Raw genomic sequence first — 24,814 nt, forward strand, 5'->3', positions numbered from 1 at the left:
TCCCTCAAGTCTGTTTTAAATTCTTGTATGACGAATAAATATATGAAAACGATTTTACTTGTGCCCACTGGGGAAGGCGTCGGCTTAACATCCGCTTGTCTGGGTTTGGTTTATGCGCTTGAATGCCAAGGTGTTAAAGCTGGATTTTTAAAACCTTTTTCTCAAGAACTGAGCACGGGTGCAGACCGTACCACAGCGCTCTATCACCATGTTTCAAAAAATGAAACCGTTGAACCGATTAGTTATCACACCATTTTGCAACAACTCAGTGCAGGTGAAAATGATGAGTTGCTTGAAGATGCGGTTCGTTTGCACCGTGCTATTGCGCGTAAGCATGACCTGATTATTGTTGAAGGCTTAGTCCCGAATAGCCGAGATTCTTTTGCTTCTGAACTAAATGCACAACTTGCGCAAGCACTTGATGCCAAAGTCATTATTGTCAGTAATGCAGACATTAACAAGCCAAGCGCGACGGCTGAAAAAGTCGATAGTCAACTACGCTACTTTGGGGGTGCGAGTTCAGAGCGAACTGCGGGTGTGTTATTGATGCGCACCAAAGGCTTGCCCGATGACTCAGCACACATTCCAGTGACGTTTGACCCAAGTCTGCGTTTAATCAGCGATACCAATAAATTTATAATTGAGCTCCAAAAGACCCATCCAAAGCTCGGATCAGACAAACTCCCTGTAATCGGCTTGGTTCCATTTAGCAACACGCTCAGCGTACCGCGTATGTCGGACTTGGCTTCACACATTCAGGCGGAATGGATCAATCAAGGCGATGCTAACCAACGTCGTGTGTTACATAGCAGTTTGATTGCATCGAACATTGAGCATGAACTACATAAGTTTGTCGCAGGCGAGCTGATCATTAGTGCATCAGATCGTATCGATGTGCTTTTAGCATCTAGCTTAGCCAGCAGTAACGGTATTCCATTGGCAGGTTTGGTACTGACTGAGCACCATACGCCAAACGAGCAAGTGCTTGCGTTCTGCCAAACAGCAATTAAGCAAGGCTTACCAATTTTACATACAACGCTCAGCACGTTCGACACGGCGCAGAGCTTAGCCAATCTCAGCAATGAAATTCCTGTCGATGATACTGAACGCGCTGAACAAGTCACTCGTTTTGTGTCGAGCCATATCAATGAAGAATGGCTAAAGGTAATGTTGAATGGCTCGTACCAACCTCGTCTCTCGCCTTCGGCTTTCCGCCATGAATTAGTACAAAAGTCGATTGCTGCGAAGAAGCGCATTGTTCTACCTGAAGGCGATGAACCACGTACAGTTCAAGCGGCTGCTATTTGCCAATCTCGTGGCATTGCACACTGTATCTTATTGGCGAAACCTGAAGCTGTCGTAGAAGTAGCAAAAGCACGTGGCATCGAACTTCCACATGACTTAGAAATTATCGATCCAGATTTAATTCGTGAAAACTATGTCGAAAAAATGGTGGAACTGCGTAAAGGCAAACTGAACGAGCTGCAAGCGCGTGAACAGCTGCAAGACACTGTCGTTCTAGGCACCATGATGTTGGCGCTCGATCAAGTCGATGGTTTAGTGTCTGGTGCAATACACACCACAGCCAATACTGTACGCCCAGCCTTCCAACTGATTAAAACAGCGCCTGAGTATTCACTGGTCTCTTCCGTGTTCTTTATGCTGTTACCCGATGAAGTCTATGTCTATGGTGACTGTGCTATTAACCCAGACCCAAATGCCGAAGAGCTCGCTGAAATTGCGATTCAATCGGCTGACTCGGCAAAGGCCTTCGGTTTAGACCCACGTATTGCGATGATTTCATACTCAACGGGTACCTCTGGTGCTGGAGCTGAAGTTGAAAAAGTCGCTGAGGCAACACGCATAGCGAAAGAACGCCGTCCTGATCTATTGATTGATGGCCCACTTCAGTACGATGCAGCATCGGTTGAAAGTGTCGGACGCTCGAAAGCACCTGATTCTAAAGTTGCAGGTCGTGCCAATGTGTTTATCTTCCCTGACTTAAACACAGGCAATACGACCTATAAAGCCGTGCAACGCTCTGCCAATGTCGTAAGCGTCGGCCCAATGTTGCAAGGTTTGAACAAACCTGTAAATGACTTGTCTCGTGGTGCTTTGGTGGATGACATCGTGTTTACGATTGCACTCACTGCAATTCAAGCAGAACAGCAAGCAACAGCTTAAAGTAACTTGATGTGATCCAAACCATCCAACTGAGCAGTTGGATGGTTTTTTATTTTATAGCGCTCAACAATATGACCAAAGCTTAACTTCTATATATTTACGAACATAGCCCAAACACAGATAAAACAGTAAGACTTTACTTTTCAGACACTTAAGAAATATACTCAAGCGATATAATTAAATTCTAAATCATTGGTCTCATAATGAATAAAACATGGCTTCCAATTCTAATAGTGACAACATTTTCTCTGACAGCATGTAATGAATCTAAGCAGCACCAAACACCGTCAGACTCAACCACAGCATATAAAAACTTAAGTACAGCAAATCCAACTGACATTAAAGCGGATCTTGATGCCCTAGATCAGATTTCGAATAAAAACTCTCAAGCCATTTTGAACGCACAAGATGCACTTAAAGCGGCTCGTCAAAATAAAGAAGTCGATACCATCCCCGCCCTGCTAGAACAACTGAAAACCCATTCTCTTGCGTTTAATACTGCACTAGATGCAACAAACTTCAAAAGCCAAGAAGGCGCTGCGTTACGTGAAAAATTTAAGCAAGTCCATTTACTTGGTGTTGAACTGGCACAAGAAAATACTAAAAGTCCACCACAGATGCAGCGTATAACAGCACTTGAAGCAGAAATCAGCGTCATACAACAGAGCTCTATCAGTGAAATGAGAGCCTTACAACGCATAGTATATCCTCAACTCAATACTGGGGCATTAGACAACACACGACAACAACCAAAACCAAATACCGAACCCCATGTCGCGGCTCGCACTGCACCGCAGACCACCTCACATCTGAGTCAAGATAATGCTGCAGACATTAAATATGATCTCATCGTTCTTGGAGCTGTATCTCAAACAGCCAAAAAAAAGGCTCAAGATTCTTTTATGGGCATGCAGTATGCGATAGACAGCGATAATAGGAATGCGCTTATGACGGCTGTTAAACAAACCACTACGCAAATTCATGGCCTGAATCAAAAATACGATGCTGTGACACTCAAAAGTGCTGAAGTCACAGCAGCTCGTGAAAGGTTAAAAGAAGAAAATAATCTCCAAATCGAAATGGGTAATATCATCTTATCGGACTCACCAGATCGACAGAGGTTTGCTGAGCTAAATGAGAAATGGAAAAATGCTCAGAAAATGGTTGAAATGGAGATGGAAGCGCTTCGAATTAAAGCTAATACAGCGTCATAACAAGCTCATGCAGCTTTGGTTCAAGCTATTTTAAAAAATTCCCTGATCGCTTTTGGTCTCGCGATTAGCCACGATAATCGGTGCTGATCGTGGCAGTGCTGTATACAATTCAGTTGTGTAAGCTCGATTTTATTCAGGCACTACAACAACCCACTTAATGGATAACATTGAAAAATGACATTAATAGAAAAAGTAGTCCCAGTTATATTTCGGGATATCAATCAAAGAACAGAAATATTAGTGTTTAAACATCCTATTGCAGGTATTCAAATCGTAAAAGGTACAGTTGAGAAGAATGAAGAACTAGAAGAGGCAGCTTTGCGAGAGCTTTATGAAGAATCAGGGATTTCGTCTGCACGCATTCACTCATACTTGGGTTTACATCATCCAGCTGAGCAAGGTCCTAACTGGCATGTATTTATATGCCATAGCACAGAGACTTTAAAAGTAAGCGTCCGCTGAACACACCTTATGAATTCGTCCTATAAGCCTTAATTTAGTCCTCACTTAAAAACAAGTGGGAACTTAAATTTATGACTACAAATAACCAGACATCCATCGCATCTCTTACGATAAAACGAAGAACATATAGTGCTGAATTTAAACAGCAGATCGTTCAGGCGTGTAAAGCATCGGAGGTTTCAATTGCTTCGGTCGCTTTGCAACATGGATTGAATACAAATCTTGTATCCAAATGGATTCGCTTAATTGATGCTAAGCCAGGGAATGATCGCTCACTACTACCGAATAAACCTGCATTTATTGCCTTATCTTGCTCCGCACCATTAGATCCTATCCCTACTGGCATGTTAACGGTTCAAATTACTTTACCCCACTCAAAAGCAGAAATTGGCTTGAAATGGCAAGTATCAGAAATATCTGCTTTAGCAGAATTACTCAAGGCACTTACAACATGATCCGTATCGATGAAATCTGGTTGTCTACTCAGCCCATGGACATGCGTGCAGGTATGGATACGGCCATGGCTCAGGTGGTGAGAGCCTTTGGCTACATCAAACCGCATTGTGCTTACCTGTTCTGTAATAAACGTGGCCATCGCATGAAAGTGCTGGTACATGATGGACTGGGGATCTGGCTGTGTGCTCGGCGGTTGGAACAGGGAAAATTTCACTGGGCTAAAGTTCACCAGGGTGAAAGCGTAGCCCTCAGCCCAGAACAGTTACAGGCACTGATCCAGGGTTTGCCTTGGCAGCGCATTGGACGACAGCAAGTGGTCACAATGCTCTAAACTAGCTTGGTCCAAGTTGCTATTCTCCAAACGTTCTATTTCATTCTTCTCATGACCTCAGGCATACTGCGGTCATGAATACACTGCCTGATTTAAGCCAACTGACCCATGAACAACTGCTGGAATTTACTAGACAGTTGGCAATGCAACATCAGTCTCTGGCACAATCAAACCAGCAATTAGATGCCAAAGTTCAGCATCTTGAAGTATCCAATCTGCAATTAGATGCCAAAGTTCAGCATCTTTCCATTCTCAATCAAAAATACGAGCATGAACTTGCGCTGTTTAAAAAGCACAAATTCGACAGTAAAAACGAACATCTCACCGCAAAACAAATCCATCTCTGGGATGAAGCGGTCGAAGAAGATATTGCCGCTGTTGATCTGGAACTGGAACGGCTGAATGCAGATAAAACTGATGCAGCGACACACAAAGCCACAGTCAACAAACCTAAACGTCGACTGCTGCCCGATCATCTACACACCATCCGTATCGAGCATGAACCAACATCAACCCAATGTGCTTGTGGCTGCACCTTGCGTCGTATCGGCGAAGATATCAGTGAAAAACTACATTTCAGACCGGCACAGTTCTATAAGGAACAGCATGTGCGTGGCAAATGGGTCTGTGATCAGTGTGACACACTGACTCAGCAAGCGATGCCCGCCTATGTGATTGATAAAGGCATTGCCAGTCCTGAACTGCTTAGCCATGTGTTGGTCTCGAAATACGCAGATCATTTACCGCTGTACCGTCAACGTCTGATCTATCAGCGGGCGGGAATCGAGCTTTCTAGATCAACTTTATCTGACTGGATAGGTCGCTGCGGTGTAGAACTGGAACCTCTGGCCAATGCTTTAAAAGAGGTGGTGCTGCAACAGCGGGTGATCCATGCCGATGAAACGCCGGTCACCATCATGCGGATGAGTGATGATGAGAAAAAACCGAAGAAAGGTTATGTCTGGGCCTATGCAACAACCCAATATAATCCAATTCAAGCCGTGATTTATGACTTTCAGGATAGTCGTTCAGGCCAGCATGCTGAAGTGTTCCTGAAAGACTGGCAGGGCCATCTAGTCTGTGATGATTACAGTGGTTATAAAGCACGCTTTAAATCAGGCCAAGTCATTGAGGTGGGCTGCATGGCGCATGCTCGTCGTAAATTCCATGAACTGCATGTGACCAAGAAAAGTCAGGTCGCTGAACAGGCCTTAGTGCTGATTCAGAAACTGTATGCCATAGAAGCAGAACTCAGGAGAAAGACCGATGGTACAGCAGAACAGCGCCGCGAATACCGACAACAGCATAGTCATCCGGTGATGCAACAACTGTATGAATGGCTCAACCAGCATCAACTGACGGTGCCATCGAGTTCTCCAACCGCCAAGGCCATCAATTACACTCTGAAGCGTTGGCCAGCTTTAAGCCGCTATCTGGATGATGGCAATCTACCGATTTGCAATAATTGGGTGGAAAACCAGGTGCGGCCTTGGGCGTTGGGACGTAAGAACTGGTTATTTGCAGGTTCGCTGCGTAGTGGTCAGCGAGCGGCAAACATCATGACTTTAATCCAGTCAGCAAAGCTGAATGGGCTGGATCCGTATGCCTATTTAAGTGATGTGCTGAAAAGATTGCCGACCCATAAAGTGACCCAAATAGAAGAATTGCTACCACACCGCTGGAAATCCAACTCAAATTAAAAAATAGACATGGGGTTCAGCGGACGCTTACCTTTAAAAGAGCGCTGGACACATTTATGCAATGATGACGGTGGATTAGAATTTAATTTCTTTTGGCACCCTCTGTTTGAGTCACCAAGCGCTGAATGGCATCCATTATTCCAAGAATTACTAGCGTTTATAAAATCAAAATATTGAGCCGTAGCTTAGGAGAAATTTTGATTCACTAGAGCTAACAGCGTATAGATTTAAAAGCCCAGATCTCGTGTCTGAGCTTTATAAACTGTAGTGTCTTTAGATCTTCATCACTCAGCTTCGCTTCAACATTTGACTCAGTCTAAACTTGGGCGGCTTGATAAAGAAAATTGCATTACCACATAAAATCAAAATCACCCCAATCACCGCATTCATATGCCATTGATACCCTTCCCAGATGGTCGAAATCACCAAAGCCACCAAAGGAAATAACAAAGTACTATAAGCTGCCTTACCTGCCCCAATCCTTCCGACCAAATAGAAGTAGGCGGTAAAGCCAATCACTGAACCAAAAATAGCCAAATACAATAAAGCACTCACCGCACTGAATTCCATAGTAGGGAAAAACTCGTCTTGTTTAAATCCAGCAATCAACGCCATCAGAATTGAACCGTACAACATGCCATAAGCATTGGTGGTAAAAATATCCAGACCTTGTTTTTGATGACGCGTACTGATCATATTGCCCAGTGAAAAACCATAGGTTCCCAACACACAAAGACCAATCCCCATGAGCGTATGATTGTTTAAGGTACTCCCTATCACATCATGCCAAAACAAGGCAATAATTCCCAATCCACCCAACAAAGCCGCAGGATAAAAACGGGTAGACACCTGTTGCCCAAAGAACAGTTTAGCGTTGAGGGTATTAAAAATGACCGCCATCGAAAAAATAACTGCCTCTAAACCACTGCTGATATATTGAACTGCATAATAAAAACAAACAAAATTAAAACCAAAAATACAGCACGCTTGTAACATACAAAATAAATGATCTTTTACAGCCAGCTTTTGCAGTTTTCGGCACAAAACAATAAAAGCAAACAACACCAGAGCCGAAATAAAGAAGCGCCAAAACACGGCTACATTGGTTGATATTCCACTTTGTTGTTGCAGACTAATCGCAATCCATGTCGTTCCCCAAATCACGACCACCAAAGCATATAACAGCGCATTCATACTCTTTAACCCAAACTCAAACCACTCACGCTATTGTGCTTGGTTTAGGTTTCTTATTTCTTGCACCTTCTTGTGGTCACTATCATGAACTTGTGGTTTTTTACTGATTTTCGGATATAGATGACAAAATGAAGTCAAAGTCCTACACTGAATCTTCCATTCGGCACTGCGTATAGATGATGAAATATCAGATTCTAGATCAATTACAACAACATAAAGCTCAACTCCTCGAATCAGTCGAACTGGGTTCGGGCATGCAGTTGGCCATGTGGCAAAACAACCAAGACCGTGTCAGTGTTTGTAGTAACCACCATACACTCAGTATGTATATTCAAGGGGGATATCACAGCTATCAAAAGACAGCTCAAGGTTGGCATAATGGCGGTGGGCCAGATCATATGTGCTTGATGCCACAGGACTTTGAGTCAACATGGGATCTGCGCGACCCACTGACTTTTGTGCATCTGTACTATACTGAACAACATTTACAACGTGTCGCCGAACAGGTGTGGGATCGTGAACCAAGCCAAATTATTTTAAATCCGCAAAGTTTCGTAGCCGACCCACAGATCGCTATGATCTATCGACACTTTTTACTCAATGGGGCTTGGCAGAACAGGGAAAATCACTTGCAGATGAGTACTGCCACGACACTTCTGCTCAATCATTTGATTAAAAATTATAGCCATACCGAATGGCAAGTCCCTGAAGTCAAAGGTGGGCTGTCCCCGTATACCCTGAAGCAGTTATTAGAATGGATTGATCAGCATATTCAGCAAAGCTTGACCTTATCAGATTTGGCCGAGCAAACTCAGCTCAGTGAATATCATTTTGCCCATATGTTTAAGCAATCCATGCACATGCCACCGCACCAATATGTGATGCAACGTCGACTTGAACTGGCACACCAAGCTCTACAGCACACATCTGCCAATATGACGGACATTTCGGAACAGTATGGATTTAGCTCCAGCAGCCATTTCAGTCATCGCTTTAAAAAGTACTTTGGCTACTCTCCATCTCAAATGCGGAAAAACTAGAATCCATCGATAGGATAAAGCGAAGATTTGAAGAGAGCTTAAAACAAAAAAAAGAAGATAAAGCTTAAGCCTGATCTTCTTTTTGACCATACATCCAAGTCGCTGCGATATATACACAAAAGCCCGCAGCCATCACTAAACCTGTCAACATGTTCGATGTCCTATTGTTTGATGAATGCATTATGCGAAAGTTTTATGACAACTTTATGACAGTATTGTCATATTTCAAAGATTATTATTTTTTCATTATATTCAACATCTTAAATAATAAATAATATTCACAAACCGAATTTAAAAGTGAAATATTTCATTGAATTCAGGCTTTTTGTCATATTTACCACCATTTATAACCCCATTTTCTCATCAATTTCGTTCAACTATTAAACTTTCGCCCAAAGCCTTCGCAAAACATCCACAACCTCGGCATTTTGTCTTATAATTTAGCCCGCTAGCTATCAGCCCGCTCAAGAGATATTTGTATGACCACTATTATCAAGCAAGATGATTTGATCACATCGGTCAAAGACGCGCTTCAGTTCATTTCTTACTATCACCCACAAGACTTCATCCAAGCGATGAGCCGTGCGTATGATCGTGAAGAGAACAAAGCCGCGAAGGATGCGATCGCACAAATCTTAATTAACTCGCGTATGTGCGCAGAGGGTCACCGCCCAATCTGTCAAGATACAGGTATCGTCAACGTATTCGTTGAAGTGGGCATGGATGTTAAATTTGATTTAACTATGAGCTTAGACGATGCAATCAACGAAGGCGTACGTCAAGGTTACTTAGAAAACTCAAACGTACTGCGTGCTTCTGTATTGGCTGACCCTGCTTTTGGTCGTAAAAACACCAAAGACAACACCCCTGCTGTGATCTACCACAAACTTGTTCCAGGCAACAAAGTGGATATTACTGTTGCGGCAAAAGGTGGCGGTTCAGAAAACAAATCTAAACTGGCTATGTTAAACCCATCAGACTCAATCGTGGATTGGGTGCTTAAAACTGTTCCAACCATGGGTGCAGGCTGGTGTCCACCAGGTATGTTGGGTATTGGTATTGGTGGTACTGCTGAAAAAGCCATGATGCTTGCAAAAGAATCGCTCATGGAAGAAATCAACATGGACGAATTACTTCGTCGTGGCCCTGAAAATAAAATCGAAGAACTTCGTATGGAAATCTTCGAAAAAGTAAACGCACTAGGTATTGGCGCGCAAGGCCTAGGCGGCTTAACCACAGTTCTAGACATTAAAATTAAAGATTACCCATGTCACGCTGCGGGCAAACCAGTGGGCATGATTCCAAACTGTGCAGCGACTCGTCACGCACACTTCCAACTTGATGGTACAGGTGTTGCACACATTCAAGCACCTAAACTTGAAGACTATCCATCAGTCACTTGGGATTCATCAAGCTCTAAGCGTGTTGACCTCGACAGCATTACCCAAGAAGAAATGAACGCTTGGCAACCAGGCGACACTTTGCTTCTAAACGGTACAATTTATACAGGTCGTGATGCTGCACACAAACGCATGGTCGACATGCTGAACAATGGTGAAGAGCTTCCTGTCGACTTAAAAGGTAAATTCATTTACTACGTGGGCCCTGTAGATCCAGTCGGTGATGAAGTGGTTGGTCCTGCTGGCCCAACAACAGCAACACGTATGGACAAGTTCACACGCCAAGTACTTGAAGCAACGGGTATGTTCGGCATGATCGGTAAAGCGGACCGTGGTCCTGCAGCGGTTGAAGCAATTAAAGACAACAAAGCGACTTACTTGATGGCAGTAGGCGGCGCAGCTTACCTTGTGTCTAAAGCAATTCGTGAAGCTGAAGTGGTTGCTTTTGCTGACTTAGGTATGGAAGCGATTTACAAATTTGTAGTGAAAGACATGCCTGTATCGGTAGCAGTTGATGTGAATGGCACATCTATTCACGCAATAGCACCAAAAATCTGGCAAGCTAAAATTGGTAAAATTCCAGTAGTCGATGCTGCGGCGGGCTAAAACTTAAGTTTTACTTTTTTGGATACCCTTAACATGCTAAGGTCATGTTAAGGGTATTTTTTTACCTACTTTTATAGACTTAATCAAAAGATATAGACCAACAATGAAAAAATTAAATCACATGCTTTGCGGTATTACCTTATGTGTCCTTAGCACAGCGTCTTTTGCAAAACCCGCGACCGAAGCATCGGTAGAAAAAGCACTCAAACTAGGCGATATTAAAGGTACATTAGCGCAATCTCAGCAAGAAATGCGCCCCGTTTATGACCAGCAAGCCGAAGAAATTATTAAGAATATTTTTAAAACCTCAACACTCAATACTGAACAACAAAAAGCAGCCAAGCAAATCGCTGAAATCACGGCATCATTTAGCAGTAAATTGATTTCTGATCCAAAATTTATGCAAATGCTTAAAAATGTCTATATGCAGACCTTTACCGAAGAGGAAGTGTTGGCCAACATTCAGTTCCTCGAAACACCTCTAGGCCAGTCTATCAATAAAAAAAGCAGCAAAATGATGAGTGAAATCATGCGCAATAGCATCGCCATGTCTGCTGAAATGATGCAAGATCCGGCTATTCAGCAGGAAATGAATCGTCAAATTGAAAAGACTCTTACACCATTATTTGAACAAGCCCAAAAAGTACAATAGCTCACTTACCAGGTTAAAGGATTCCACAGCTTAAAGGGCTTCATCAGCTGAACATCTTCACTTGGGTCATATTTGGCAGGTTTAAGTTTTTGCGCTTTCTTTCGTAGCTCACCCGTGTGTTGATCTTCCGCTACAAAGTTGTAGCTGTTGGACTTTAACTGGGTAAATGCAATTTCTTGAATCGCAATTTTTTCAGGGATAACTGCCAAAGGCCCCGAAACATCACGGCGTGTGGATAAATTCTCTTCATCATACTTGATAAAATAAGACTGCCCCGCTTCTACGCTAAAATCGATATATTTCGGCTTTTGAAAATGGTTAATGCCCAAAGGCCGACTACTCGATAAACGATAAGTCCCTGCGGGCAATTCGACCCAATAATAATGATTGTTCAGCAGGCTTGGAATGCGCTCTTTATTGATAAATAAACTCGACGCCACAATTTCTTGACGGTTCCATTTTGAATCTGGACGATACAGATAAACCATTGCCGCTTGTTCATGCTGGGGTTGGACACGCTGAAAACGCTGTCCTAATTTTTGGTTGACCCATCCACCTACACTAAACACTCCAATGCGATACTGCTCAATCACGCCTGGGTCGTGTTCAAAATCAACCTCATGGCTGAGAGTTGATGTTAATTCAGGTTGTTCAACTGTCGCTTTTCCATGACAACCCAATAAAATTAAACTGCTTAAAAGCGTAATCGTCATTGCACGCATGACTATTCCTCACGACGTATTTTTTATTTTGATACTGAATTTTTAGTTTTAATCTAGGCATCCCAGCCTATTGATGCAGAGTAGCATTCCCTCTTTTTTTTGAATATAAAAAAACGTGTGAAAACACTCGATTTTCACACGTTTCAGATGAATAACAACTTAAGCGGACTTTGAATTAATCACTTTTAAATCAACTTTGGCTGCATCTTTCTGTTCGATTCTTGGTAAACGTTCTGGCTTAAATAATGGTGCAGCCGTGCCGTTAATCACGTCTTCATTCACCACAACTGTGCCAACATCGGTACGACTTGGTAAATCATACATGGTTTCAAGCAGCGTATTTTCCAAAATAGAACGTAAGCCACGTGCACCCGTATTACGGTCTAAGGCTTTTTTCGCCACAGCGCGCAGTGCTGAGTCTTCAAAAACCAGATCAACGTTTTCCATATCAAACAAATGTTGATATTGACGAGTCAATGCATTTTTCGGCTCAGTCAGAATTTGCATCAAAGCTTCTTCATCTAACTCTTCCAAAGTCGCAATTACAGGCAAACGACCAATAAACTCTGGAATCAGACCAAATTTCACCAAATCGGTCGCTTCAACTTGACGGAACAAATCAGACAATTTCTTGCCTTCATCTTTCTTCTTCACTTCAGCCGTGAAGCCGATTCCACCTTTTTCTTGACGCTGTTGCACGATTTTCTCAAGACCCGAGAATGCCCCACCACAGATGAACAAGATATTTGAGGTATCAATTTGAATGAATTCTTGCTGCGGGTGCTTACGACCACCTTGAGGTGGGATAGAGGCAACCGTACCTTCGATCATTTTCAGTAAAGCTTGTTGTACACCTTCACCCGACACATCACGCGTGATCGATGGGTTTTCAGACTTACGGGTAATCTTGTCGATTTCGTCGATATAGATAATACCTTTTTGCGCTTTTTCTACATCGTAGTCTGCTTTTTGTAGAAGCTTTTGTACAATGTTTTCAACATCTTCACCGACATAGCCTGCTTCGGTAAGTGTCGTTGCATCAGCCATAGCAAAAGGAACATCGAGAAGACGTGCCATGGTTTGCGCAAGCAAGGTTTTACCCGAACCTGTTGGTCCTACTAATAAGATATTACTTTTCGCAATTTCAACAGCATCATCGTGTTTATGTCCACCATGTGTCGCTTTAAGGCGTTTATAGTGGTTGTAGACAGCAACTGACAAGGTTTTCTTTGCCACATCTTGACCAATGACATATTGATCTAGTGCCGCACGAATCTCGTGAGGTTTAGGCAATGGTTTTGCAGCCCAGTCACCCGACTCAACTTGTTGACTGGTTTGCACCAAGTCTAAGCATACGTCCACACATTCATTACAGATGTACGCGTCCTCGCCTGCAATCAGTTTCCCAACTTCAGACTGCGTTTTACCGCAAAATGAACAATGCTTTTGTCCTTGAGGATGTTCGGACATATTCACTCCAATTCTAAACTTTTAAAACTTATGGACGTTTAGATAACACTTCGTCCACGAGACCATATTCTTTTGCAGCTTGCGCTGTCATAAAGTTATCACGGTCAGTATCACGTGCCACAGTTTCATAGTCTTGACCACTGTGCTCTGCCATTAAACGGTTTAAACGTTCTTTAATGAACAGAATTTCACGTGCATGAATTTCAATATCAGATGCCTGACCACGGAAACCGCCTAACGGTTGGTGGATCATGACACGTGCATTTTCAAGGCAATAACGTTTACCCTTCGCACCTGAATTCAACAAGAAAGCACCCATTGATGCTGCTTGCCCCATACAGTAAGTCACAACATCTGGTTTAATAAATTGCATGGTATCGTAAATCGCCATACCAGCAGTCACCGAACCACCTGGTGAGTTAATGTAAAGATGAATATCTTTATCTGGATTTTCCGCTTCTAAAAACAACATTTGCGCGACAATCAAATTCGCCATGTTATCTTCAACTTCACCAGTCATAAAAATGACGCGTTCACGCAAAAGACGTGAATAAATGTCAAATGAACGTTCACCGCGAGATGACTGTTCTACAACCATTGGAACTAAGGCATTATCGATAGTTGGAATATACATACGTTTACTTATTCCTAAATTTTTTGTTACTCAACTCATAGTCACAATATGAGGGATAATTGCTGAAAATGCAAAATATTCCCAAGTAAATAACAGATATTTTTTGCATAAGCTTTGTGAACGCAAGGCCTTTTACAAACCCAGATCACAATAAAAAAGGCGCTCAAAGCGCCTTTTTTACTTTAGCTAAACTTAGCCTTGTTGACGAGCTTGTTGCTCTTTCAATAAGTCTTCGTAGCTTACAGCAGTATCCGTTACTTTAGCAGACGCTAAGATGTGATCAACCACTTGGTCTTCTAACACAACAGCTTCGATTTGCGAACGTTGTTGTTTGTCATTTTTGAAGTATTCGATCACTTCAGCTGGATCTTCATAAGAAGAAGCCATGTCTTCGATGTAAGCATCAACACGTGCTTGATCTACTTCAATTTTAGCATCAGCTAAAACTTTGCTTACCAGTACGCCTAATTTTACAGATTTTTCAGCTTGCTCTTTGAACAATTCATCTGGAAGCATGCTTGAGTCAAATGCTTTCGCACCTTGAGCACCAAACTGCTGAGTGAACTGTTGGATCATTTGTTGACGTTGACGGTCAACTTCTTGAGCAACCATAGACGCAGGAAGTTCAACTTCGTTTGCCGCTACAAGTGCATCAAAAGCTGCACCTTTCACTTGATTACGCAAACCATTTTTCACTTCACGTTCCATGTTTTTACGAACGTCAGCTTTTAACTTCTCAATGCCTTCTTCTTCAGTTAGACCAAAGATTTTAAGGAATTCAGCATCAACTTCTGGAAGTTTTTGTTTTTCAACAAGCTTCACAGTGATTTTGAATTGAGCTGATTTACCAGCAAGGTTTTCAGCTTGGTAATCTTCAGGGAAAGTTACATCGATAACTTTCTCTTCGCCTTTCTTCATACCAACGATGCCGTCTTCGAAGCCAGGGATCATACGACCTGAACCTAAAACAAGTTTAAAGTCTTCTGCAGAACCGCCTTCAAACTTTTCACCGTCTACTGAACCTTCAAAGTCGAAAGTTACTTGCATGTCTTTTTTAGCCATGCCTTTCGTTTCAGCCCAAGAAGCACGTTGCTTCTGAAGGTTTTCGATCATTTGATCAACATCTTTGTCGTTTACTTCAGATGCTTTACGTTCAACTTCTAAACCATCAAATTTCACGTTAACTTCTGGATAAACTTCAACAGTCGCTTCGTATACAAGCGCGTCGTCTTTTAATTCAGATTTTTCAATGTTTGGCATGCCAACAGCATTGATTTTTTCTTGTTGGATCGCTTCAAATACTGTGTCACGAATAATGTCGCTTACGACTTCTTGGTAGATACCCGCGCCATATTCACGACGAACAACATTTACTGGCACTTTACCTGGACGGAAGCCGTTGATCTTCACAGTTTTAGCAGTGCGTTTTAAGCGAGCTTCGAACTGCTCGTTAACACGGCTCGTCGGTACAGATACATTTAAACGACGGGTAACACCCGAAACCGCTTCAGAAGTTACTTGCATGGCTTCCTCAATCTTTTGGTAAGAACAATTTTAAAAAGTGCCACATTATATGACAACATTGAACGATATACAAAACACCCGATTGAAACCACATATTTTTTTCTTCATTTATCGTTTTTTATTTTGAATATTTTTAAATCGCTACTGATTAAGCGCAAAGTATTATATTTTTATGGCTTTTTGTTGCAAATGATAAATATTACCATTAATATTTGCGTCAACTTTGATCGTTTTTTTCAATTTTTTTCTCGTCCATCATTGGAACTCTAGTTATGAGTAAGTTTAATCTACACCCTCTTTCATTGGCATTGCTTGGGGCAATCACCGCTCCTGTTTTCGCAGAAACAACAACTGAAGATTCATCTACCCATCAGCTTTCCACTATTGTGGTTTCAGCTGCCGGTTTTGAACAAGATATTAAAAATGCACCAGCTTCAATTAGTGTCATTACGGCTGATGATTTGAAAAAAAAAGGGATTACAAGCATCGCAGATGCTCTTACTGAAGTCCCAGGCGTTGATGTGAGAAATGGTCAAGGAAAAACAGGCGGCTTAAATATACAAATACGGGGCCTAAACCAAGCCTATACACTCATTCTAATCGATGGACAACGTCAAAATACATCTGGCTCAATTGGTCCAAATGGCTTTGGTGAGTTTTCCACCAGCTTTATGCCACCTTTAGCAGCGATTGAACGTATTGAAGTCATTCGTGGCCCAATGTCAACCTTGTATGGCTCAGATGCCATGGGCGGCATTATCAATATCATTACCAAAAAGGTCGGTTCAGAATGGAGCGGTAATGTCTCACTTGAGCAAACTCTTCAAGAAAACTCAGAGATTGGTAATAGCTGGAAAACAAGTGCGGTGGTCAATGGACCGTTAATTCAAGATACTTTAGGTCTTCAACTCCGTGGTGATTTTTTTCATAGAGATAATTCTGAGCGCTTAGTTACGCCTAAAAAAACAATTGATTTAGGTAGCCAAGGTCGCGATCCTCGTACTGTAGAAGCAAATAATTACTCGATAGGCTCAAAACTGACCTATAAAATCAATGACCGTTTTGCAACTTGGGTCGACTTTGATCATTCTGAACAACGCTTTGACAATAGTGATGCACGTTTAGGCGAGCATTACGATTATAGTCGTACAACAGGCTTACCTACTGGTATTGGTTCTTATAAGGATGAAATTAAGTTTTTAAGAGATCGTATTTCTACTGGGATTGATGCTGACTTAAATTTTGGTCAATGGAAAACTTTTGCAAGCCAAGTTAAATCTCAACAAGAAGGCCGACGCCTACCTAAAGGTAATGTTCCTGAATATAACTATTATTCAGATGGTACAACTGACCGCAAATTAGAAAATACAGATTTAACAGTTGATTCCCGCATTATTACATCTATCAAAAACCACAGAATTACAGCGGGCGTTGAATATAAAGATGGCGAAACCATTGATACATCTGCAGGCAATGGTCAAACCTTTACTCAAGATTCATGGTCCGTATTTACAGAAGATGAGTGGCACTTAACAGATGCTTTAGCTTTCACTTTTGGTGGTCGCTATGAAGACCATAGCGCCTTTGGTGGACATTTTACGCCAAGAGCCTATTTGGTCTGGAATACAAATGACAATTGGACACTTAAGGGCGGTGTAAGTACAGGATATAAAGTCCCTACTGCCAACGACTTACACGATGGAATTAATGGATTTACTGCTCAAGGGAAGTCAGTATCATTAGGAAATCCTGACTTAAAACCAGAGAAAACAACTAATTATGAAATTGGTTTTGTCTACGATGATTTGACCAATTTTTCATTAACGACAACAGCCTTTTTTACAGAATTTAAAGATCTGATTATCTCTGGCGCAAAAACATATGAAAATTGCTTATGGGAAAGCCGCCCTACTGGAAGCACACCAGCAAGTGATTGTATGACCGTCGGCAACTTCTCTTATCAAGAAAACTTTTCATTTCAGGGAAATGCTGATGAAGCTGAAAGCTATGGTGTAGAACTAAGTGCTAAATATGATATTTCACCAAACTTTAATGTTAAAGCAAACTATACGTGGCTGGAGTCTGAAATCACGAAAGGAGAAAACAAAGGACAGACTATAGAAAACACACCACGCCATGCTGTTAATTTAACCAGCACATGGTATGTAAATGATCAATTTACTACATGGTTAGAGGCAGAATATAAGTCAAAACGAACACGTTTTACTGACCCTACTGCCAATACGGATACTATTCGTGAGGCTGAAATCACTGGTAATGAATTAAAAGCATATGAGCTATTCAATCTAGGTGCATCATATAAGGTGAATAACCAAATTACGCTATCAGGCAGAATTAATAATTTATTTGATAAAGACTTTGGTGATTACCAGACTTTCACTAACACCAAAGGTGAAACTGTAAATGCGTTTTTATATACTAAAACAACAAGTGGTTTAGCAGGAACATACATTCCAGATCGTAACTATTGGTTATCAATTTCATATGACTTCTAAAAATAGTCATATCTAAAGGAAAACCCTGCTCCGGCAGGGTTTTCTTCGTACATAGCTAATATAGATCCAACATAATTTATACATATTCACTTGGGAAATACCTTCAAACTTAGCTTAAAAATAATGGATTCTAAATTCCAATAACATTATAAAAATATAATCTAATTTTCCAATTTAAATAAGAATCAAAAACTTATATTAAATTCATTACATTATTACATTTATTTTTTCTACACAAATATATCTAAGCATCGACAATTCCAATGTAATAATTATGCAACAAAAAATAAGAATCATTATTATTCGCATACTAATTTGCAGCGCTAGAACTAGATCCGTTATGGCCTTTATCAAAACACGTAAAAAGCTGGTTTCTTCAGCAATCGCTTCAACACTCTCTGTGGTTGCAGTCAATGCTGTTGCGCAAGATCAAATCGCGCAATTAGAAACAATTCACACGGAAGCGGCAGCAGAACAAAGTTTGAAAGTAGACAAATCTGCAAACAGCAAGTTCGTTGCTCCCCTACTCGACACACCAAAGTCAGTATCTGTTATTTCTAAACAGTTGATTGAAGACACTCAAGTTACAACTTTAAGCGATGCTTTACGCACAGTACCTGGGATCACACTTGGTGCAGGTGAAGGTGGTAACCCAAATGGTGACCGTCCATTTATCCGTGGTTATAACTCTGAAAGTTCAATGTATGTAGACGGTGTACGTAACTCTACTTCTCAAAACCGTGAAATGTTTGCGATTGAGCAAGTTGAAATTACTAAAGGTTCTGCATCTGCTATGGGCGGTGCAGGTACAACTGGTGGTAGCATCAACATGATTTCTAAAGTTGCAAAAAAAGGTGACTTTTTAGAAGGTTCTGTGGGTGCAGGAACGGATGATTACCAACGTATTACTTTAGACGGTAACAAAGATTTTGGTAATGGTATTGCTGCTCGTGTTGCCGTAATGGGTCACCATAATGAAAAAGCAGGTCAATCCGATGGTGCTGAATATGCACGTGCGGGTATTGCCCCAAGTATTACTTTTGGTCTAGACAGCGACACGCGTGCAACTTTAAGCTACTACTACCTCAAAACTGATGATACCCCTGATTCAGGCATTCCATACAACAACCCATTTGGTGCTCCAAGAACTGGAGCAATTGATTACCGACCATTAAATGGCAATGGTAAGCCTATCGATGTTAAACAAGGTATGTATTACGGCTGGAAAGATCGCGATTTCCAAAAACAGGAAAATCAATCAGGAACGATCAAGCTTGAGCATGATCTGACTGATAATTTAACCCTTAGCAATACCGCTGTATACAACAAATCTAAAAATGACTATCTTTGGACGAATCCGGATGATTCACAAGGTAACTTTTACAATAAACCTGAATTCACTAATCAATTAGTAGGCAATGTTTGGGCGCGTGCAAACTCACGTGTAGCTGATACTGATACCTTTACAGACCAATTGGCTTTAACAGGTAAATTTAATACAGGTAGCTTAAAGCACAGCTTTAACCTAGGTACTGAGTACTCAGACCAAGAAACAGACCGTACCCAATATATTATCAATGGCGAAAATACTACGGGAAGTGCCTACTCGGATTGTAGCAAGTCTGAAAATGTGAGCTCTGGTTGGTGCACCTCGGTTCAGAATCCTAATCGTGGTCCATGGACAGGCAGCATCAGTACTGAAGGCGCTGACCGCTATAACATTCAGAATAAAAACACTTCTGTATATTTCCTCGATAGCATTGAATTACACCCACAGTGGATCTTGGATTTAGGCTTACGTTGGGATGACTACTCAGCAGAACAAACCATGATTGCAGGTCGCTATAACTCAACCTATTCGGAAGGAACCGTTGTTAACCTTAAAAACGATTCAGACTTTGTAAACTATCAAGCTGGTTTAGTTTATAAACCTGTCGAAAATGGTTCAATCTATGCAAGTTATGCAACCTCATCAAATCCAGTCGGTGTGGATGGTGGTGATGGTTCCGAAGGGATTACAGCAGCTATTCAGAACTTAAAACCTGAAGAAGTCCGCACTATGGAACTGGGGACTAAATGGGATGTCTTGAATGAAAAACTTAATTTAACAGCAGCCATTTTCCGTACTGAAAAAACCAATACTCGTGCAACAGCTGATGACGGTACAACCAAAAATATTGGTGAAACACGTGTCGATGGTTTTGAATTAGGTGTAAATGGTAACATTACGGATAAATGGGCATTATCTGCTGGATATACTTATTTAGACAGCGAATTAGTTGATGATGGCACTGGTTTAAATGACGGCAAGCAAGTTCAAAACGTTGCTAAAAACTCTGCAACACTTTGGACCACTTATCAAGTCATGCCACAGTTGACTTTAGGTGCTGGCGCAATTGCGATGAACAAAGTCTATGGCAATGCCGCAAATACCAAATGGGTATCAGGCTACGTTCGCTACGATGCTATGGCGCGTTACAACGTCAACAAAAATGTTGATCTACAGTTAAATGTCAACAACTTGGCTGATACACGCTACTTCACTAAAGCATATTCATCTCACTATGCAACTGAAGCTGAAGGTCGTAGCGCAGTACTGTCTCTAAACTTCAAATACTAAGTTTATAACTAAAATCTCTCTTCATCCTGAGATTTGATAAAAATAGCCTCTCATTGAGGCTATTTTTATATATGCTTAAAGACTAAATAGATCTTTCATTTTCAGCAGGTCGTGTTGTGATCCATCATATTCCCAATGTATTAAGCAAAGAACAGGTACAATACTTTCGCTGTGAAATGGCAAAAGTCGAGTGGATTGATGGTAAAAAAACCACAGGATCACTCTCAAAAAATGTAAAACAAAATCAACAACTCCCCGAAGATCACCCTCTCACTCAACACCTAGGTAGTATCATCTTAGAAGCACTTGGACAACATCCACTCTTTATATCCGCTGCCCTACCTTTAGATATTTTGCCGCCATATTTTAACCGCTATGAACAAGGCGAAACTTTTGGCTTCCATGTAGACAATGCCATTCGCTGGGTAGCCGGAAGCAAAGATCGGATTCGTACCGATGTATCCTGCACTGTTTTTCTAAGCGAACCTGACGAATATGAAGGTGGCGATTTGGTGGTAGAAGACACCTATGGTTATCATGAAGTGAAATTACCTGCGGGTGATATGATTTTATATCCATCTACTAGCGTGCATGAGGTAACACCAGTGACCTCAGGCTGCCGTGTCGCTTCGTTCTTTTGGGCTCAAAGTATGATTCGAGATGATGCTGACCGCCATATCTTATTTAATCTTGATCAAACCATTCAGAACCTACGTGTACAACTCGGTGATCAACATCAAGAAGTGGTCAAGCTCACCAGTCTGTATCATAACCTGATGCGCAAATGGGCTGAACTGTAAAACAATAATCCCAGCTCAACGTTAACTACTGTAGCAACTGGACCGTTCCATGACATCAAAAACTGTTTTGCCACCACTCACCCAAATTCCTGCCTCATTGCAAACGATTGCAGACTATGAAATTGAGGCAGAAAAGCATCTGCCTGAGATGGTCTGGCACTATTTGCAAGGTGGTGCTATGGATGAAATCAGTGTTCGAAATAACCTCGCTCAGTTCCAAAACCTGCACTTGATACCACGCATGTTAAGAGATCTCACTCAAGGCAATACAAGCTGTGAAATCTTAGGACAAAGCTTTCCACATCCTATTTTTGTGGCACCGATTGGTCATCAACAGCAGTTTCATCCTGAAGCAGAAGCTGCAACTGCACTGGCAGCAGAAGTACTCGGCAGTAATATGATTTTGAGTACCTTTACCAATACCGATATGCGCACATTCAAACCAGAGAATCCCTTCAAATGGTTCCAACTGTATTGGCAAGGTGACCGTGATAAATCTCTGGCTTTGCTTAAGCTCGCTGAGGCACAAAACTTCACAGCCATTGTGATCACTGTGGACTCACCACATACAGGCATCCGTGATCGTGAACGTCGTGCTTTCTTTCACCTCCCTGAAAACATGCAGCATCCGCACACTCCTGCCCATATTCCACTGCCTGAACTGCAAGAAGGCGATCATCCCGTGTTTAATGGGCTAATGAAAATTGCTCCGACGTGGGACGACATCGCATGGATGGTTCAACAGACTGATTTATCCATTCTGTTAAAAGGCATCGTCAGTCCACTCGATGCCCAACTGGCCATTCAACAGGGCGTGCAAGGCTTAATTGTGTCTAACCACGGCGGTCGTGTTTTAGATACCTGTACTCCTCCACTAAAAGCCTTGCAACTCATCAAGAAAACTGTGCCAAATGACTTCCCTCTTTTATATGATGGCGGTGTGCGTCGCGGCTCAGATGTATTTAAGGCGATTGCTTTAGGTGCTTCCGCGGTTTTAGTTGGACGACCATGTATTTATGGTCTTGCCACTGCGGGTGCCTTAGGCGTTGCCCATGTGCTTAAAATCTTAAAAGAAGAATTTGAGATCACCATGGCGTTGATGGGCACTGCAACACTTGCAGATATACAGCCAGATATGGTCATAGAGTTCTCATAACCTCTTCAACAAAGCGAATGAAATGAATCAAATTCGTAAAATGAAGAAAAAGATCAAACACATCTCAAAAATACACGGAAATATTTCCCCTAAATATCAAATTAAAGGGAAATATTTTTTCAGATACGACTAAAAGCCATAAAAAAAGAAAAATCTTTTCGACTGAACTGGATTAAACTCTTAAATATAACGTTACAAGGTTACTCACGGTAAATCTAAGTCGTATCAAATATTTACGTTTAAAAACACCCTGAAGACTCCCTTGTAAATAGAGACCATAGACACAATCTATATTCAGTAGTAGGTTGCTTTTTATTACCCACTCAAATGCAACCCGTACTATGTAAGGAGTTACCTCATGATGTTGGCTGATCCAAGTAAAAAATATCGTCGCATGTATCAACGTGTTGACTTGCCAGACCGTCAATGGCCAAACAACGAAATTACAAAAGCGCCTATTTGGATGAGTACTGACCTGCGTGATGGTAACCAAGCAATTTTTGAACCGATGGACATGGAACAAAAATTTAAAATGTTCCAAATGTTGGTGAAAATTGGATTCAAGAATATTGAAATCGGTTTCCCTTCAGCATCTCAAATTGACTTTGACTTTACCCGTAAATTAATCGAAGAAAATCACATTCCAGATGATGTGTATATCGAAGTTTTAGTTCAAGCACGTGATCATTTGATCCAGCGTACCTTTGAGTCTTTAGCGGGCGCAAAACGTGCCATCGTACATATTTATAATTCAAATGCTCCAACTTTCCGCCAAAAAGTCTTAAATGTCGATGTTGCAGGTGCGAAGCAATTAGCAGTCAATGCAGCCAGCAAAGTTAAAGAATATGCAGCGCAATATCCGGAAACGGAATGGGTGTTCCAGTACAGCCCAGAGTGTTTCTCTGCAACCGAATTAGAAGTTGCAAAAGACGTGTGTGATGCAGTTACCGAAATTTGGGAAGCATCGCCAAGCAATAAAGTGATTTTAAACTTACCGGCTACGGTTGAAGTTTCGACACCGAATGTTTATGCAGACCAAGTCGAATGGATGCACCGCAACATTGCTCGTCGTGATGGCGTGATTATTTCTGTGCACTGTCACAACGACCGTGGCTGTGGGATTGCTGCATCAGAATTGGCGATTATGGCCGGTGCAGACCGTGTCGAAGGTTGTGTGTTTGGTAATGGCGAACGTACTGGTAACGTCGACGTCGCTGCAATTGCTTTGAATATGTACTCTCAAGGTGTTGCGCCAAACTTAGATTTTTCAAATATCAATGAAATCATTGCAACGGTAGAAGAATGTACAGGTTTGCCTGTTCACCCTCGTCACCCTTATGCAGGCGACTTGGTCTTCACCGCATTTTCTGGTTCGCATCAAGATGCCATTAAAAAAGGTTTCGAGTTCCAAAAGAACGAAGAAATTTGGGATATGCCATACTTACCAATCGACCCGAAAGACTTGGGCCGCGACTATGATGCTGTGATTCGCGTCAACTCACAGTCAGGTAAAGGCGGTATTGCTTACTTGTTAGAAGCAAATTACAACGTGGTATTGCCACGTCGTATCCAAATTGAATTCTCTCAAACCGTACAAAAACGTACCGATGAAGAAGGCACTGAAATTACAGCACAAGAAATTTGGAAATTGTTCAAAGAAACTTATGTAGACACCAAAGATACGCATTACTCGACTAAAAACTACCGTTTGTATGACAACAACGGCAAACAAGTGGTTGAGCTTGAAGTTGAAGTGAATGGTGAAACGCAGCAATTACGTGGCGAAGGCAATGGTCCAATCTCTGCAATGTTGGATGCTTTACAGTTACCAATTGACGTCTTGAGCTACGAAGAGCGCGGTATTAGCTCTGGGGCAAATGCTAAAGCCTTGGCTTTGGTTGAATTACAAGTCAAAGGAACTGGTAAATCAGCCTTCGGTGCGGGTATTCACGACAACATTGTGACCTCATCGATTGAAGCTATTATTGCGTGTACCAACCGCTTAATTGATCAAGGTGTGTTAAGCACAGATCAAGTGATTGCTGCTGCGGTATAAGTATTAGCAATAATAATTAGCACTAAAATGACTTTAGAAGGATACCCTCAAGTGGTATCCTTTTGTTTATTAACCCC

The 24,814-nt window shown here is 41.7% G+C and carries 18 protein-coding genes and 1 pseudogene; 14 read left to right on the forward strand and 5 right to left on the reverse strand.

What is annotated here, in order from left to right:
- Positions 1-42: 42 nt before the first annotated feature.
- From pta to tnpC, 6 genes and pseudogenes are all read left to right on the forward strand, one after another.
- Complete coding sequence (gene pta, locus AC4CUZ_RS00625) at positions 43-2,184, forward strand: phosphate acetyltransferase (protein ID WP_490747140.1); 2,142 nt, start codon at positions 43-45, stop codon at positions 2,182-2,184.
- Between the two features lie 203 nt (positions 2,185-2,387).
- Positions 2,388-3,398, forward strand: coding sequence for a PM1805 family lipoprotein (locus tag AC4CUZ_RS00630; RefSeq protein ID WP_490747141.1), 1,011 nt, complete (start codon positions 2,388-2,390; stop codon positions 3,396-3,398).
- A 174-nt stretch (positions 3,399-3,572) separates the two neighbouring features.
- A pseudogene (locus tag AC4CUZ_RS00635) lies at positions 3,573-3,845 on the forward strand (NUDIX domain-containing protein); the annotation flags it as partial.
- 86 nt (positions 3,846-3,931) lie between these two features.
- Positions 3,932-4,315 carry an IS66-like element accessory protein TnpA gene (tnpA, locus tag AC4CUZ_RS00640; RefSeq protein ID WP_043974824.1) on the forward strand — a complete coding sequence of 128 codons (384 nt, stop codon included), beginning with the start codon at positions 3,932-3,934 and terminating at the stop codon, positions 4,313-4,315.
- Complete coding sequence (gene tnpB / locus AC4CUZ_RS00645) at positions 4,312-4,647, forward strand: IS66 family insertion sequence element accessory protein TnpB (protein WP_004642106.1); 336 nt, start codon at positions 4,312-4,314, stop codon at positions 4,645-4,647. The genes tnpA and tnpB overlap by 4 nt, the downstream gene beginning before the upstream one ends.
- A gap of 74 nt (positions 4,648-4,721) precedes the next feature.
- Positions 4,722-6,347 carry an IS66 family transposase gene (tnpC, locus tag AC4CUZ_RS00650; protein WP_490747142.1) on the forward strand — a complete coding sequence of 542 codons (1,626 nt, stop codon included), beginning with the start codon at positions 4,722-4,724 and terminating at the stop codon, positions 6,345-6,347.
- A 288-nt stretch (positions 6,348-6,635) separates the two neighbouring features.
- Here the strand turns inward: tnpC and AC4CUZ_RS00655 are convergent, their stop codons facing one another.
- A complete protein-coding gene (locus AC4CUZ_RS00655; protein ID WP_490747143.1) occupies positions 6,636-7,541 on the reverse strand; it encodes a DMT family transporter in 906 nt (301 codons plus the stop codon).
- A gap of 179 nt (positions 7,542-7,720) precedes the next feature.
- Here AC4CUZ_RS00655 and AC4CUZ_RS00660 point away from each other — a divergent pair, with 179 nt between their 5' ends.
- From AC4CUZ_RS00660 to AC4CUZ_RS00670, 3 genes are all read left to right on the forward strand, one after another.
- Complete coding sequence (locus AC4CUZ_RS00660) at positions 7,721-8,581, forward strand: helix-turn-helix transcriptional regulator (protein WP_490748037.1); 861 nt, start codon at positions 7,721-7,723, stop codon at positions 8,579-8,581.
- 479 nt (positions 8,582-9,060) lie between these two features.
- Entirely contained in the window at positions 9,061-10,587 is a 1,527-nt protein-coding gene (locus AC4CUZ_RS00665) for a fumarate hydratase (protein WP_195728585.1), read from the forward strand.
- Between the two features lie 103 nt (positions 10,588-10,690).
- Positions 10,691-11,239 carry a DUF2059 domain-containing protein gene (locus AC4CUZ_RS00670; RefSeq protein ID WP_114836419.1) on the forward strand — a complete coding sequence of 183 codons (549 nt, stop codon included), beginning with the start codon at positions 10,691-10,693 and terminating at the stop codon, positions 11,237-11,239.
- 5 nt (positions 11,240-11,244) lie between these two features.
- Here the strand turns inward: AC4CUZ_RS00670 and AC4CUZ_RS00675 are convergent, their stop codons facing one another.
- The 4 genes from AC4CUZ_RS00675 to tig form a co-directional block, all read right to left on the reverse strand.
- Positions 11,245-11,961 carry a DUF2846 domain-containing protein gene (locus AC4CUZ_RS00675; protein ID WP_148826740.1) on the reverse strand — a complete coding sequence of 239 codons (717 nt, stop codon included), beginning with the start codon at positions 11,959-11,961 and terminating at the stop codon, positions 11,245-11,247.
- 159 nt (positions 11,962-12,120) lie between these two features.
- Positions 12,121-13,431 (reverse strand): ATP-dependent protease ATP-binding subunit ClpX, encoded by a 1,311-nt coding sequence (clpX, locus tag AC4CUZ_RS00680; protein ID WP_010325894.1) that lies wholly within the window; start codon positions 13,429-13,431, stop codon positions 12,121-12,123.
- 28 nt (positions 13,432-13,459) lie between these two features.
- A complete protein-coding gene (clpP, locus tag AC4CUZ_RS00685; protein WP_005400817.1) occupies positions 13,460-14,065 on the reverse strand; it encodes an ATP-dependent Clp endopeptidase proteolytic subunit ClpP in 606 nt (201 codons plus the stop codon).
- Between the two features lie 192 nt (positions 14,066-14,257).
- On the reverse strand, positions 14,258-15,589 hold the full coding sequence (tig, locus tag AC4CUZ_RS00690) for a trigger factor (RefSeq protein WP_004979052.1): 1,332 nt from the start codon (positions 15,587-15,589) through the stop codon (positions 14,258-14,260).
- Between the two features lie 272 nt (positions 15,590-15,861).
- On the opposite strand from tig, the gene AC4CUZ_RS00695 reads away from it, so the two are divergent.
- The 5 genes from AC4CUZ_RS00695 to leuA all read left to right on the forward strand — a co-directional run bounded on the left by AC4CUZ_RS00695 (position 15,862) and on the right by leuA (position 24,737).
- Positions 15,862-18,105, forward strand: a complete 2,244-nt coding sequence (locus AC4CUZ_RS00695) for a TonB-dependent receptor domain-containing protein (protein ID WP_490747144.1) — start codon at positions 15,862-15,864, stop codon at positions 18,103-18,105.
- A 340-nt stretch (positions 18,106-18,445) separates the two neighbouring features.
- Positions 18,446-20,725, forward strand: coding sequence for a TonB-dependent receptor (locus tag AC4CUZ_RS00700; RefSeq protein WP_490747145.1), 2,280 nt, complete (start codon positions 18,446-18,448; stop codon positions 20,723-20,725).
- A gap of 116 nt (positions 20,726-20,841) precedes the next feature.
- Complete coding sequence (locus tag AC4CUZ_RS00705) at positions 20,842-21,525, forward strand: Fe2+-dependent dioxygenase (RefSeq protein WP_490747146.1); 684 nt, start codon at positions 20,842-20,844, stop codon at positions 21,523-21,525.
- Positions 21,526-21,574: 49 nt separating this feature from the next.
- On the forward strand, positions 21,575-22,681 hold the full coding sequence (locus AC4CUZ_RS00710; protein ID WP_279743387.1) for an alpha-hydroxy acid oxidase: 1,107 nt from the start codon (positions 21,575-21,577) through the stop codon (positions 22,679-22,681).
- A 358-nt stretch (positions 22,682-23,039) separates the two neighbouring features.
- The gene (leuA, locus tag AC4CUZ_RS00715; RefSeq protein WP_010325887.1) at positions 23,040-24,737 is read left to right on the forward strand and encodes a 2-isopropylmalate synthase; all 1,698 of its coding nucleotides are present in this window, start codon (positions 23,040-23,042) and stop codon (positions 24,735-24,737) included.
- Positions 24,738-24,814: the final 77 nt, after the last annotated feature.

This window comes from Acinetobacter sp. 789_lipA (assembly GCF_058242845.1).

Bases quoted from the DNA above. Each gene is read 5' to 3' on its own strand.
- pta (WP_490747140.1), top strand. From the start codon at position 43: ATGAAAACGATTTTACTTGTGCCCACTGGGGAAGGCGTCGGCTTAACA.
- AC4CUZ_RS00630 (WP_490747141.1), top strand. From the start codon at position 2,388: ATGAATAAAACATGGCTTCCAATTCTAATAGTGACAACATTTTCTCTG.
- tnpA (WP_043974824.1), top strand. From the start codon at position 3,932: ATGACTACAAATAACCAGACATCCATCGCATCTCTTACGATAAAACGA.
- tnpB (WP_004642106.1), top strand. From the start codon at position 4,312: ATGATCCGTATCGATGAAATCTGGTTGTCTACTCAGCCCATGGACATG.
- tnpC (WP_490747142.1), top strand. From the start codon at position 4,722: ATGAATACACTGCCTGATTTAAGCCAACTGACCCATGAACAACTGCTG.
- AC4CUZ_RS00655 (WP_490747143.1), bottom strand. From the start codon at position 7,541: ATGAATGCGCTGTTATATGCTTTGGTGGTCGTGATTTGGGGAACGACA.
- AC4CUZ_RS00660 (WP_490748037.1), top strand. From the start codon at position 7,721: ATGAAATATCAGATTCTAGATCAATTACAACAACATAAAGCTCAACTC.
- AC4CUZ_RS00665 (WP_195728585.1), top strand. From the start codon at position 9,061: ATGACCACTATTATCAAGCAAGATGATTTGATCACATCGGTCAAAGAC.
- AC4CUZ_RS00670 (WP_114836419.1), top strand. From the start codon at position 10,691: ATGAAAAAATTAAATCACATGCTTTGCGGTATTACCTTATGTGTCCTT.
- AC4CUZ_RS00675 (WP_148826740.1), bottom strand. From the start codon at position 11,961: ATGCGTGCAATGACGATTACGCTTTTAAGCAGTTTAATTTTATTGGGT.
- clpX (WP_010325894.1), bottom strand. From the start codon at position 13,431: ATGTCCGAACATCCTCAAGGACAAAAGCATTGTTCATTTTGCGGTAAA.
- clpP (WP_005400817.1), bottom strand. From the start codon at position 14,065: ATGTATATTCCAACTATCGATAATGCCTTAGTTCCAATGGTTGTAGAA.
- tig (WP_004979052.1), bottom strand. From the start codon at position 15,589: ATGCAAGTAACTTCTGAAGCGGTTTCGGGTGTTACCCGTCGTTTAAAT.
- AC4CUZ_RS00695 (WP_490747144.1), top strand. From the start codon at position 15,862: ATGAGTAAGTTTAATCTACACCCTCTTTCATTGGCATTGCTTGGGGCA.
- AC4CUZ_RS00700 (WP_490747145.1), top strand. From the start codon at position 18,446: ATGGCCTTTATCAAAACACGTAAAAAGCTGGTTTCTTCAGCAATCGCT.
- AC4CUZ_RS00710 (WP_279743387.1), top strand. From the start codon at position 21,575: ATGACATCAAAAACTGTTTTGCCACCACTCACCCAAATTCCTGCCTCA.
- leuA (WP_010325887.1), top strand. From the start codon at position 23,040: ATGATGTTGGCTGATCCAAGTAAAAAATATCGTCGCATGTATCAACGT.